This window comes from Brevibacterium sp. H602, assembly GCF_051172395.1.
GTDB lineage: Bacteria > Actinomycetota > Actinomycetes > Actinomycetales > Brevibacteriaceae > Brevibacterium.
Window position 1 is genome coordinate 1 of record NZ_JBPIZD010000017.1, and the last position, 12,446, is coordinate 12,446.

General features: G+C 64.8%; 10 protein-coding genes. 3 read left to right on the forward strand and 7 right to left on the reverse strand.

Going from position 1 to position 12,446, the window contains the following annotated elements:
- Window positions 1-154: 154 nt before the first annotated feature.
- From ACSBQT_RS13040 to lipB, 3 genes are all read right to left on the reverse strand, one after another.
- Entirely contained in the window at window positions 155-892 is a 738-nt protein-coding gene (locus tag ACSBQT_RS13040) for a DUF4191 domain-containing protein (protein WP_435001894.1), read from the reverse strand.
- Between the two features lie 63 nt (window positions 893-955).
- The gene (lipA, locus tag ACSBQT_RS13045) at window positions 956-2,008 is read right to left on the reverse strand and encodes a lipoyl synthase (RefSeq protein ID WP_410710032.1); all 1,053 of its coding nucleotides are present in this window, start codon (window positions 2,006-2,008) and stop codon (window positions 956-958) included.
- A 10-nt stretch (window positions 2,009-2,018) separates the two neighbouring features.
- Window positions 2,019-2,657, reverse strand: a complete 639-nt coding sequence (lipB, locus tag ACSBQT_RS13050) for a lipoyl(octanoyl) transferase LipB (RefSeq protein WP_410710031.1) — start codon at window positions 2,655-2,657, stop codon at window positions 2,019-2,021.
- A gap of 158 nt (window positions 2,658-2,815) precedes the next feature.
- Between lipB and ACSBQT_RS13055 the strand changes: the two genes are divergently transcribed.
- Window positions 2,816-4,231 carry a hypothetical protein gene (locus tag ACSBQT_RS13055; protein ID WP_410710030.1) on the forward strand — a complete coding sequence of 472 codons (1,416 nt, stop codon included), beginning with the start codon at window positions 2,816-2,818 and terminating at the stop codon, window positions 4,229-4,231.
- A gap of 62 nt (window positions 4,232-4,293) precedes the next feature.
- On the opposite strand, the gene sucB is transcribed toward ACSBQT_RS13055, so the two are convergent.
- From sucB to ACSBQT_RS13070, 3 genes are all read right to left on the reverse strand, one after another.
- Window positions 4,294-6,132: a 2-oxoglutarate dehydrogenase, E2 component, dihydrolipoamide succinyltransferase gene (gene sucB / locus ACSBQT_RS13060; RefSeq protein WP_410710029.1), complete on the reverse strand. Its 1,839-nt coding sequence runs from the start codon at window positions 6,130-6,132 to the stop codon at window positions 4,294-4,296.
- A 21-nt stretch (window positions 6,133-6,153) separates the two neighbouring features.
- Entirely contained in the window at window positions 6,154-7,542 is a 1,389-nt protein-coding gene (gene lpdA, locus ACSBQT_RS13065; RefSeq protein ID WP_410710028.1) for a dihydrolipoyl dehydrogenase, read from the reverse strand.
- Between the two features lie 153 nt (window positions 7,543-7,695).
- Window positions 7,696-9,171, reverse strand: a complete 1,476-nt coding sequence (locus ACSBQT_RS13070; RefSeq protein WP_435001895.1) for a leucyl aminopeptidase — start codon at window positions 9,169-9,171, stop codon at window positions 7,696-7,698.
- Window positions 9,172-9,293: 122 nt separating this feature from the next.
- Here ACSBQT_RS13070 and ACSBQT_RS13075 point away from each other — a divergent pair, with 122 nt between their 5' ends.
- Entirely contained in the window at window positions 9,294-10,400 is a 1,107-nt protein-coding gene (locus tag ACSBQT_RS13075) for a quinone-dependent dihydroorotate dehydrogenase (RefSeq protein ID WP_410710026.1), read from the forward strand.
- Here the strand turns inward: ACSBQT_RS13075 and ACSBQT_RS13080 are convergent.
- On the reverse strand, window positions 10,375-10,986 hold the full coding sequence (locus tag ACSBQT_RS13080) for a DUF3043 domain-containing protein (RefSeq protein WP_410710025.1): 612 nt from the start codon (window positions 10,984-10,986) through the stop codon (window positions 10,375-10,377). The two genes, ACSBQT_RS13075 and ACSBQT_RS13080, sit on opposite strands and share 26 nt — an antisense overlap.
- Before the next feature lie 23 nt (window positions 10,987-11,009).
- On the opposite strand from ACSBQT_RS13080, the gene ACSBQT_RS13085 reads away from it, so the two are divergent.
- The gene (locus tag ACSBQT_RS13085) at window positions 11,010-12,386 is read left to right on the forward strand and encodes a dipeptidase (RefSeq protein WP_410710024.1); all 1,377 of its coding nucleotides are present in this window, start codon (window positions 11,010-11,012) and stop codon (window positions 12,384-12,386) included.
- Window positions 12,387-12,446: the final 60 nt, after the last annotated feature.

Below are 12,446 nucleotides of genomic sequence, written 5' to 3' on the forward strand. Positions count from 1 at the left end.
CTCCCTGACGTCTCCCCAACACCCTCCCCCCGGTTTGTTGGCCCGCCGTCAGGTAGGAAGAGGGGAATGGGAAGCGGCGCCGACTCTCGTGGAGTCGGCGCCGCTTCTCCTTGCCTCGGCTGAAGGGCTCGTGCGTTCGCTGAGGGGCTGCGGGTCAGCGTCCGCGCATCGCCTTGTGGTTCGGGCGGGCCTTGTTCGGGTCGGTGCCCTTCGGGATCGGTGGGCGGGTGCCCTGCGTCCCGAGAGCAGCCAGACGATTGCGCACGGCCAGGACCTCGGCGCGGTTGAGCTTGCGCGGCAGCTTCTGCACGGCCGGAACGACCTGCTTCATCGCCAGCTGGCCCTCTTCCTTGCCGCCCTGGAAGGTATGCACCGGAACATTGGGGAGGATGCGTTCGTGGCGCTTCTTCTCCTTGGCCAGCAGCTTCGCGCTGCGTCCCTTCGGACCTTCGCTCAGCAGCACGACGCCGGCACGACCGGTCGACCGGAACACGAGGTCGCGGCTCTTCGGATCGACGGCGATCGGCTTCTCATCCATGAGGTACCCGCGACGGGCCGTGTTGAGAACAGCGCCGAAGGCTCCGGGCTGTCCGTCCATCTGAGCGAATGCGGCGGTCTCGGCGAAGCGGCCGAGCATGAACATGCCCAACAGCAGACCGACCATGAAACCGAGGATCGTCGTGAAGATCGCAGTGGTGCCGCCGATGAGCAGACCGATCAGCAGACCGATGAGCGTGCATCCGAGGATCGCCGCGGCCAGCAGCCACGGGGTCGCTTTGTTGTGTTTGGCGGACAGCTCGTAGACCTGACGCATCTGCGCCAGTCGGCCGGGCTTCTTGTTCGGATCCTTCGGCTTGCGCCGGAACAGTCCCTTACGCGGTTCTTCGCTCATTCTCTCACTTGCTCTTGAGGGGCGTTGCGGCGTCGCCTCCGGAAATCAGGGGGAGGCCGACGCTCATTGCTCAGCAGTCAAGTCTACCTCTTCGCCGGGGCCGAAGGTATCCACAACGGCCTGCGCCTCCTGCTTGGCGGGCGTGTGCTTGTCGAGGTGCGCCAGATGCGAGGGGATGGCCTCTCCACGACGGCGCATGGCGGTGGCCCACAGGCGACCGGCACGGTACGACGAACGCACGAGCGGACCCGACATGACACCGAGGAAGCCGATCTCCTCTGCGGCATCGCGCAGCATCACGAAATCGGCGGGCTTGACCCACCGGGTGACGGGATGGTGCCGGGGAGAGGGACGCAGGTACTGCGTGATGGTGATGAGGTCGCAGCCGGCATCGTGAAGGTCCTGGAGTGCGGAGATGATCTCGTCGTTCGTCTCACCCATCCCGAGGATGAGGTTCGATTTCGTGACCAGACCGGCCTCACGGGCCTGAGTGATCACCGACAGCGACCGTTCATAGCGGAATGCGGGACGGATGCGCTTGAAGATGCGCGGAACCGTTTCGACATTGTGCGCGAGCACCTCGGGGCGGGAGGAGAACACCTCGGCGAGCTGATCCGGCTTGGCATTGAAATCAGGGATGAGCAGCTCGACGCCGGTGCCGCGACCGTCGACATACGAAAGGTCGTGGATCTGACGCACGGTCTCGGCATAGAGCCAGGCGCCGCCGTCTTCGAGGTCGTCTCGTGCCACACCGGTGATCGTCGAGTAGCGCAGACCCATCTCCGCCACCGAGGCGGCCACGCGGCGAGGTTCGTCAGCGTCGAATTCGGCCGGTCGGCCGGTGTCGATCTGGCAGAAGTCACAGCGCCGGGTGCACTGTTCGCCGCCGATGAGGAAGGTCGCTTCGCGATCTTCCCAGCATTCGAAGATGTTCGGGCAGCCTGCCTCTTCGCAGACCGTGTGCAGCTCCTGCTTGCGCACGAGCGACTTCAGCGCCGTGTACTCGGGGCCGATATGGGCCTTCGCCTTGATCCAGGCCGGCTTGTCCTCGATCGGAGTCTCGGAGTTGCGGGCTTCGACGCGGAGCATGCGGCGGCCCTCTGGTGCGATCGTCATCTGAGTTCTCCTAAGCGGTGATGGTCTCGTGCAGGATTTCGTCGAGTCGCTGCGCCACATCTTCGGGAGTGACCGGGCGACCGAGCTCAGCACTGATGGACGTGGTGTCGGCGTCTGTGATCCCACACGGGATGATGGACTCATAGGCGCCGAGGTCGTTGCTGCAGTTCAGGGCCAGGCCGTGCATCGTCACGCCTTCGTGGATGCGGATGCCGATGGCGCCGATCTTGCGGTCACGACGGAGTTCGTCGCCGCGCAGCCAGACACCGGCACGGCCCTCGACCGTGGTCGCCTCGATCTCGTATTCGGAGAGCAGTCGGATCATCGCATCCTCGAGTTGGGACACGAAGAGTCGGACCTCTTTGGGGTCATTGAGCTTGTAGATGCAGTAGGCGACCAGCTGTCCGGGACCGTGCCAGGTGATCTTCCCGCCGCGGTCGACGTCGATGACATCGGTGCCGTCGGTGGGCCGTTCGAAGTCCTCGGTGCGCTTGCCGGCCGTATAGACCGGGGAATGCTCGAGGAGCAGGATCGTCGACCGGCGGTCGCCTGCGAGCACTTCGTCGTGGTATCTCTTCTGCAATTCCCAAGTCTGCCGATAGTCCGAGAGGACAGGGGCGAACCCGAGCGTTTCTGTGGCCAGGGGCATGGCTCCACACTATGACTCTTGACCTCAGTGTTCAATTTGTTTCCAATCACATCTGCCGACCTCCACCGAGGCTGTGGCCCTTGACACATAACGACATCGGCGAGCATCATTAAACGACATCAAACGCATCAGATCATCATCAACGGAGATGACGAACCATGACATGGGAGTTCCAAGCAACGATTGCGGATGATATCCATCGCGTCGTCGATTCCGACGGTCGCAGTGCGTGGGGCGTCGTGCACAATGATTTCGATGCCGACGATCCCCGTGTTCTCGCCCTCACCGAGGTGGCTCTGCCGAACGGCGCCCGTTCCCTTCTCATCGTCCCCGCTTCACCCGGAGGGCTCGTCCTCGACGTGATCCGCGCCTATCAGGGACTGACCGAGGCCGAGCTGTGCACCCTGTTCCTGGGCATCATCGAGGAGCTCACGACGTGCACGCGGCCAGAGGATCGGCTCACTCTGACCGCGTTCTCCCTCGACGCCGACGGTCGACCGGTCATCATTCCCGGAGTCTCGGCGCCCATAGTGACGACACCGCGCCGCGCCGTGGGGGAGATGATCTATCACGCCGTCCACGGGCGTCCGTGGGCCGAGGTGCTGCTTCCCGTCGAACTCGCGCTGTCCGAATCATCGTCGGCTCTGCGGTCGCTCGTCTCAGGTCTCCTGGACGATGCGGCGTCCGATATCGGGTTGGGCACCGCCCTCGCCGAGGCGGCTGATTCCCTGCGTACGCTTGACCGTCCCGCTGCGCTGCCAATGGTGCCGGCCGAGAGCGAAACGTCGCCGGAATCGGCCCTCACGGCTCGCCTGCGCGTGGCAACCGGGCTCAGACCGAACCCGCGATCGGAGGAGGGCAGCGGTTCGACGCTCGGCGCACCGGCTCCGCCTCTGCGCGGGGGCGGAGTGTCTCCGCTGCGCGCCGAGGCGAAGAACTCGCGACGCTCGAGAAGCGAACGCAGGCGCGCCGATGGCCGATGGGGATGGATGACACCGCTTTTGCACTCCGTGGACTCCCTGTGGACACGCGTGCGGGCGGTGGACCTGCAGCGTTGGTTCGGACGCAGCACCCTGCTCATCGGCCTCACCGTGTGCCTGACGGTTCTCGGCGGAATCGTCGCCTGGACCTCATGGTCGTCCACCGCGGCCGTGAGCGAAGAGGAGGCGTCGTCGGCAAAGGGGGCGGACCGGCCGCCCGAACCGCAGCCAACGATGAACGCAGACGACGTGACCGCAGTCCTCGAGGAGCTGTGTGAGTCACGGGCAACAGCTCTCAGCAAGGGCGACGAGGCGGCTCTGAAGGCGCTGACGGTGCCCGAGTCGGCCGCCGCAGCGGCCGATGAGCTCATCGATCTTTCGACGTATGCCGACTCCGACTATTCGATCGATGTCGAGGACGTGGAGATCGTCGCAGCCGACGATGTCCGGGTGGTCGCCTCGGCGCTCATGCGCTCGAGCGGAGGTACCGGGGCCGACCTGGTGGAGTTCGCCGAGCAGACCGTCGAGTTCGAACTGCGCAGAGTCGAGGGGACATGGCTCGTGGCGGAGGTCCGGGAGGCAACGACGCGGTGAATGGCCCGAGGGGCCGACCACGAATGGTCGGCCCCTCGAAAAGGTGTGTCGGTCAGTCAGGCTCAGAGGTCGAGATCGGCCTCGAAGTTGCCTTCTTCCAGACGTGCCTTGATGGTCTGCAGGAATCGTCCTGCATCCGCACCGTCGACCAGCTGGTGGTTGTAGGTCAACGGCAGGTACACCATGTCGCGGATGGCGATCGCCTCGTCACCGTCGGCCGTCTTCACGGCGATGGGACGGCGGACGATCGCGCCCGTACCGATGATGCCCATCTGCGGCTGGTTGATGATCGGCGTGTCGAACAGCGCCCCGACGGAACCGATGTTGGTCACCGTGAAGGTTCCGCCCGAGAGCTCGTCCGGCATGATCTTGTTGTTGCGAGTCCGGTCAGCGACATCGTCGATGGCCTTCGACAGACCTGCGACACTGAGATCACCGGCATCCTTGATCACGGGCACGAGCAGTCCGCGCGGGGTATCGACCGCGACGGCCAGGTGCTCGTGATCGAAGTAGGTGATCTGCTGCGACTCGAGATCGTACTGTGCGTTGACCTTCGGGTGCACCTGAAGCGCTTCGACGATGGCCTTGGCGAAGAACGGCAGGTAGGTCAGCTTCGAACCGTGTTTGGCCTGGAACGCTTCCTTGTTGGCCTTGCGCAGCTTGACGACGCGAGACATATCCACTTCGATGACCTGCGTGAGCTGAGCGGAGACATCGAGGGACTCGCTCATGCGCTTGGCGATGGTCTGGCGGATACGCGAAGCCTTCTCCGTGGTGCCTCGCAGCTTCGCAGCCTCCTCAGGGATCTCGACCTTGAACGGAGCCTTCGGTGCTCCGGCCGATGCGCCGGACTGTGCCGCGGGAGCGGCAGCAGGGCCGTTCTTCGCGGCCGCCTCGACATCCTGCTTGCGGATGCGTCCGCCCACTCCGGTGCCGGAGACCTGCGAGAGATCGACACCCTTCTCGCGGGCCAGACGGCGCACGAGGGGAGTGACGTAGGCAGCGTTCTCACCGACGGTGTCGGCGGCGGCAGGTGCCTGTGCAGCTGCCTCCACCGGCTCTTCGGCCTGAGCGGCCGAGGCGGACTGCGCCGATGCTGTCGCGGCCGGTTTGGGAGCCGATTCCTGCTTCGGTGCCTCCGGCTTCGGTGCCTCCTGCTTCGGTGCCTCCTGCTTCGGAGCCTCTTCGGCGGGGGCTTCCTGCTTCGGAGCTTCCTCGGCGGGGGCCTCTTCCTTGGGCGCTTCCTCAGCCGGTGCGGATTCGGCCGGGGCACCGGAACCGATGCGGGCCAGAGGCGCGCCGACCTCGACGGTGTCGTCCTCTTCCGCCAAGTGAGCCTGAACGACTCCGGCGACGGGGGAGGGGACCTCGGTGTCGACCTTGTCGGTCGAGACCTCGAGGAGCGGTTCGTCGACCTCGACCTCTTCACCGACCTCCTTGAGCCAACGGGTCACGGTGCCTTCGGTGACGGACTCGCCGAGCGCGGGCATCGTGATCTCGGTGCCTTCGGAGGATCCGGAATCCGAAGCGGCAGGTTTGGAATCCTCGGCCGGTGCTTCTTCAGCCGCCGGTGCCTCTTCGGCTGGTGCTTCTTCGGTCGGGGCCTCTGCAGGCTCCTCGGCGGGTTCCTCGGCCGGTGCCGCATCGTCGGATGAAGCGCCGCTGCCGTCGCCGATGTAGGCGAGGTCGCCGCCGACCTCGACCACGTCATCTTCTTCGGCCAGGATCTTCTCGAGGGTGCCTGCGTAGGGGCTCGGGATCTCAGTGTCGACCTTGTCGGTCGACACTTCGAGCAGCGGTTCGTCTACCTCGACTTCTTCGCCCACTTCCTTGAGCCAGCGAGTGACAGTGCCCTCGGTGACCGACTCTCCGAGAGCCGGCATCTGAACGGAATTCGACATGAGTATTCGTCTCCTCGGATCTTATGAGTGGAAGTGCAGGGGTTTGCCGGCCAGGGCCAGGTGGGCCTCGCCGAGTGCTTCGTTCTGCGTGGGGTGCGCGTGGATGAGCTGCGCGACTTCCTCGGGGAATGCTTCCCAATTGACGATGAGCTGAGCTTCACCGGCCTGCTCGGACAGACGAGCACCGATTCCGTGCACGCCCACGACCGGACCGTCCTTTTCGCGGATGACCTTGATCAGACCTGTCGTGTTCAGGATCACGGACTTGCCGTTGCCGCCGAGGTTGTACTCGAGCGATTCGACCTGATCCTTGCCGTACTTCTCTTCCGCCTGTGCAGAGGAGAGTCCGACGGAGAAGATCTCCGGTTCGCAGTAGGTTACGCGGGGGATGCCGGATTCGACGACCGGTGCCGGGTTGAGTCCAGCGATCTCCTCGGCGATGAAGATGCCCTGGCCGAAGGCGCGGTGGGCCAGTTGGAGTCCGGGGACGATATCGCCGCAGGCGTAGATGTTGCCGACGCCGGTGTGGAGACGTTCGCTGGCGAGGACGAATCCGCGATCCATCGGGATACCCTGCTCTTCGAAGCCGAAGCCCTCGGTGACCGGGCCGCGGCCGACCGCCACGAGGAGGTACTCCGCCTCGAGCGTCGAACCGTCTTCGAGAGTGACCTTGACCCCGTCGGCCGTCTCTTCGACGCCCTTGAACATGACGCCGAGCTTGAACTTGATCTTGCGCTTCTTGAAGGCGCGCTCGAGGTTCTTCGAGATGGTCTCGTCCTCGTTGGCAACGAGGTGCTTGAGGCCCTCGACGATCGTGACCTCAGCTCCGAAGGAGTTCCAGACGCTGGCGAACTCGACGCCGATGACGCCGCCGCCGAGCACGATGGCCGAGCTCGGGACCTTGTCGAGCTGGAGAGCCTCGGTGCTCGTGATCACGCGGTCGGTGACCTCGAGTCCGATGGTCTTCGATGTCGAACCGGTCGAGAGCAGAACGTTCGTGCCCTTGACGGTGTGGTTGCCGTCTTCGCCGGTGACCTCGACAGTGTCTTTGCCGACGAGCTTGCCGGTGCCGAAGTAGGTGTCGATTCCGCGAGCCTTGACCAGACCCTGCAGACCCTTGTAGTTGCGGGTGATGACCCCGTCCTTGTACTCGAGCACCTTGGCGATGTCGATCCCCTTGAACTCGGCTTCGATGCCGAAGGTCTCGGAGTTCTTGGCGGTCTCGGCGACTTCTGCGGCGTGCAGAAGAGCCTTCGTCGGAACGCAGCCACGGTGCAGGCAGGTGCCTCCCACCTTGTCGCGTTCGATCAAAGCGACCTTCATGTCGAGCTCTGCGGCTCGCAGAGCAGCGGCATAGCCACCGGTTCCGCCACCCAGAACGACAAGGTCGTAGGTCAATTCGTCACTCACGGATTTCTCCTCGTAGCTGTGAATAAGCCTGCAGTACGCAGCTTTCAGTCTTATCTTTCCACTTTTCTTGCGCGGGGCGAAGAAAAACGCTGTCTGATTGGACACAGGTGGGCATCATCACGTTCACCGCGACAGCGTGTAGAACCACCGTGCTCAGGCCTTCGCCTTCGCGATTTCGATGAGTGTGCGCACCGCGGCTCCGGTCGCGGCCTTCGGTGTGTAGCCGAAGGGTGCTGAACCGTTGAAGCTCGGTCCGGCGATGTCGATATGCGCCCAGTTCGCATCCTCTCCGACGAATTCACGCAGGAACGCCGCAGCGGCGAGCATGCCGCCGGGGCGCGGTCCCGAGTTCGTGAGATCGGCGGCGGTGGAGTCGAATCCGGAGAGCATCTCCTCGGGGATCGGCATCGCCCACATCTGCTCACCGGCCACGGACGCCGAGGCGATGACCTCTGCCCGCGCGGCTTCGGAGCCCATGACGCCAGAGGTGCGTTCGCCGAGTGCGACGATCTGAGCACCGGTGAGTGTGGCCACATCGATGAGCAGATCCGGGTTCTCCGCACCGGCGTCGGTGAGCGCATCGGCGAGGACGAGTCGGCCCTCGGCATCGGTGTTCGTGACCTCGACGGTCTTGCCGATGCGCATCTTCAGCACATCGCTGGGGCGCTGTGCCGAAGACCCGGGCATGTTCTCCGCCATCGGCAGCCACGCGGTGACCCGCACCGGGAGCTTGAGGTCGGCGATGCCGAAGAGCGCCTGCACGACGGCCGCGGAACCGGCCATATCGGACTTCATGTCCTCCATGCTCTTCGCCGGCTTGAGTGAGATGCCGCCGGAGTCGAAGGTGATTCCCTTGCCGACGAAGCTGAGATGGCGCTTGGCGCCGCGAGGGGCGTATTCGACCTTGACGAGGCGGGGTCCGCGGGTCGAACCCTGGCCGACGCCGATGATTCCGCCGTAGCCTCCGGCCTTGAGCTCCTTCTCGCCGAGCACAGTGACCTTGAGCTTGCGGTCCTTGGCCTGGTCCTTGACGATCTCGGCGTAGGACTCGGGGTAGAGATCGAGCGGGGGAGTGTTGACGAGATCGCGAGCTCTGTTCGTCGCTGCCGCGATCACCTCGCCGGCGTCATGGGCTGCGGCGAATGTCTTGCCCTCGGGGCCGATGACGGTGATCCCGCCCGGCGTCGTGCCCTCGCTGCGGTAGTCGAGGAAACGGTAGGTTCCGAGTCCCGCGCCCACCGTGACAGCTTCGACCTCGGTCGGAGTAGTGGCGGGCAGGGCCAGAGCGATCGACTCGACACCGTCGAGTACGCGCAGCGCCGCCCCCGCGCCGCGACGCAGCGATTCAGCGGTTGCGGCGACATCGGAGTCATCGGGATCGAAGTCGCCGAGTCCGACGAGCAGGACGGAGTCGGCGGAGACACCCTTCGGAGCGGGAACACGAGCGGTGGATCCGGCCTTTCCGCTGAACCCGATGGCGCGAGCGGCTTCGTCGAGGGCGGTCTTCGCCGCTTTCGCCCCTTCGAGCCCGAGGACCATCGAGTCCGCTGCCGCCAGCACCAGAACGGAGGCGGTGGCCTTCACCGGTGAGGTCGTGGAGTAGCTGCTGAGGGTGGATGCACCAGCCATGAGTTCCCTTTCAGTCGACTTTGAACGTTGATTCGATCCTAATGCCAAACACGTCGACTTGCTGAAGCAGTGAGTCGAGCGCCTGCTGAAGCGATGAGGGACTCTGACATATTCTTAGGTGCGTGTACTCATTGATCTTCAGACTCCTCTTCGTTCCGATGGATGCCGAACGGGCCCATCACCTCTCGTTCTCCGCGCTGCGCCTTCTTGACTCCGTTCCTCTGCTCGGTCGCCTGCTCCGCTTGGTCTGTGCCCGCGGCTCCGTCCGGCCCGTTCAGGTGATGGGTCTGCCCTTCCCCAACCGAGTGGGCCTGGCCGCCGGGTTCGATAAGAACGGTGTGGGGGTCCGTGCTCTGTCGTCGCTGGGCTTCGGACATATCGAAGTCGGAACGATCACCGCCCATGCGCAGCCGGGCAATGACCGTCCGCGGCTGTACCGTCTGCGGAAGAATCTCGCCCTGCTCAATCGGATGGGGTTCAACAACGACGGTGCCCGGCAGGCGTCGTTCAACATCGCCGCCGAGCGGAAGAAGATCGAGTCCCTCCCGCAGCGCCTGCGTCCGATCGTGGGCATCAACATCGGCAAGACGAAGGTCGTCGAGGCAGCCGATGCGGTGGCCGACTACGCGGCATCGACCCGTGCGCTGGCTCCTTTGGCCGACTACCTCGTCATCAATGTCAGCTCACCGAACACACCCGGTCTGCGCGACCTGCAGTCCGTGGACAGCCTGGAGCCGATCATCACCGCCGTCCGCGACACCGCCGCCGAGGTGGTCGAGAGTCCGCGATCGACGCTGGGCCATGTGCCCCTGCTGGTCAAGATCGCCCCGGATCTCGCCGACGAGGATGTCGTCGAGATCTGCGACCTCGCTCTGCGCACCGGCGTCGACGGACTCATCACGACGAACACGACGATCGATCGTGGTGTGCTGTCCGGCGCCGAGGCGGAATTCGCCGAAGGTCAGGCCGGCGGCATCTCCGGACGCCCGGTGGCCGAACGCTCACTCGAGGTGCTGCGTCTGGTCAAGAAGCATGTGGGAGACGAGCTCACCGTCATCTCCGTCGGCGGTGTCGCGGATGCGAAAGACGCCCGGGCTCGAGTAGCCGCGGGCGCCGACCTTGTCCAGGCCTATTCGGGGATGATCTACTCCGGTCCGTTCTTCCCCGGCCGCATCGCGCGCGGCCTCGAGTCGAGTCGACTGCTCACTCGGGGTACTGGCGGCGCTTGACCTGGGGCTTGGGCATGCGCAGCGGACGCAGCTGGATGCTGCGCATGACCGCGTAGAAGGTGATGCCCCGTTCGACTTCGCCGAACTTGTTGCGCAGCCGGTTCTTGAGGATGTAGTTGAGCACGAACCCGTCGAGGACGATCAGTGCGATGAGACCCCAGACGGCGTAGGTGAAGTACTGCTGGATCTGCACCGGCTGCGTGAACGCGATGACGAGGATGAGGATCGCGGCTGGTATGAAGATCTCGCCGATCGAGAAGCGGGCATCGATGTAGTCGCGGATGTACCGGCGCTGCGGGCCCTTGTCACGACGGGTGAGGTATTTCTCCTCACCATTCATCATGCCGATGCGTGCGCGGTCGCGCTCCTGCCGCTGCTGCTCCTTGGCTTTTCTGTTCGCAACCTTGCGATCCTTGTTCACCAAGGGCTGACGGCGCGCAGACTCCTGTTGGCTGCGCTTGGGCGTGGGCCGTCCCTTCTTCGCCTCCGCTTCGCGACGGGCGTCGGCTTCTGCGGAGAGGTCGTCATGGACTGGCTGAGAGGCGGAGGTTTCTTCCTCCGCGCGAGATTTTTTGCTTCCGAACACGAGATGAATACTACCTTTGGAGAATGAGCGAATCGACTTCAGCACTTGACAGTGCACAATTGCATGCCGAACTGGACACCATCTTCGACGAGGTAATCGGCAATCTCACGGATCTCGTCGCCATCCCCTCCGTCGCCTGGCCGAGCTTTGACGCCGCGAATGTCACGGCCAGCGCCGAGGCGGTCGCGGGCTTGGCACGTCAGCTCGGCCTCGAGACGGAGATCCTCACCGCGAAGCAGTCTGACGGCGCCGACGGATACCCGGCCGTGGTCGCCTCCGTGCCGGCTCCGGAGGGCGCCCCGACCGTCCTCCTCTACGCCCATCACGACGTGCAGCCGCCCGGACGCGCCGAGGATTGGGACACCGAACCCTTCGTCGCCACCCGGAAGGGCGACCGTCTCTTCGGCCGTGGAGCCGCCGACGACAAGGCGGGGATCATGGTCCATCTCACGGCTCTCCGGCTGCTGGCCGACCGCCTCGGTGTCGGTGTGACGCTCTTCTTCGAAGGCGAGGAGGAAGCCGGCAGCCCGAGCTTCCGCAATTTCCTCGAGACCTACCGGGACCGACTGCGTGCCGATGTCATCGTCGTCGCCGATTCGGGCAACTGGGCTGCGGGCACTCCGGCCCTGACGACGAGCCTGCGCGGAATGTGCGCCGTCGAATTCGAGGTCTCCACGCTCGACCACGCCGTGCACTCGGGAATGTACGGGGGAGTGGCACCGGATGCGATGCTCGCGATGACGAAGCTGCTGGCGACCCTCCACGATGACAACGGCTCCGTCGCTGTCGCCGGGCTGCACTCGAGCACAGAGACGTCCATCGACTACGACGAGGCGACTCTGCGCACCGACTCCGGAGTGCTCGAGGAGACCGAGCTCATCGGCGCAGGCACCTTGGCCTCCCGTCTGTGGACTCAGCCGTCGATCACCGTCATCGGCCTCGACATTCCCGATGTGGCGGTCTCTTCGAACACCCTGCAGTCCTCACTGAAGGCCAAGCTCTCGATCCGACTCGCGCCCGGGGACACTCCCGCCTCGGCGGTCAAGGCCGTCGAAGAGCATCTGCGCGCGAATCTGCCCTTCGGCGCGCAGCTGAGCATCGGTGAGACCGAGGGCGGAAGCCCCTGGCAGGCCGATGAGAACGACCCAGTGGTCCGGACCGCCCGCCAGGCGCTCACCGACGCATGGGGCACCGAATCGGTGACGATGGGCATCGGCGGATCGATTCCCTTCATCGCCGATCTGCTCGATGTGTTTCCCAGCGCATCGATCCTCGTCACGGGTGTCGAAGATCCCGACGCCAGGGCCCACAGCGCCAACGAATCGCTCTACCTGCCCGATTTCAAGGCCGCGATCGTCGCCGAAGCACTGCTGCTGCAGCGCCTCGGCGACCAAGGATGACGCAAACGGGGAATAGCTTGCCGGGCACCGACGTTGTCACCGGTGTAGCCTGGGGACAGG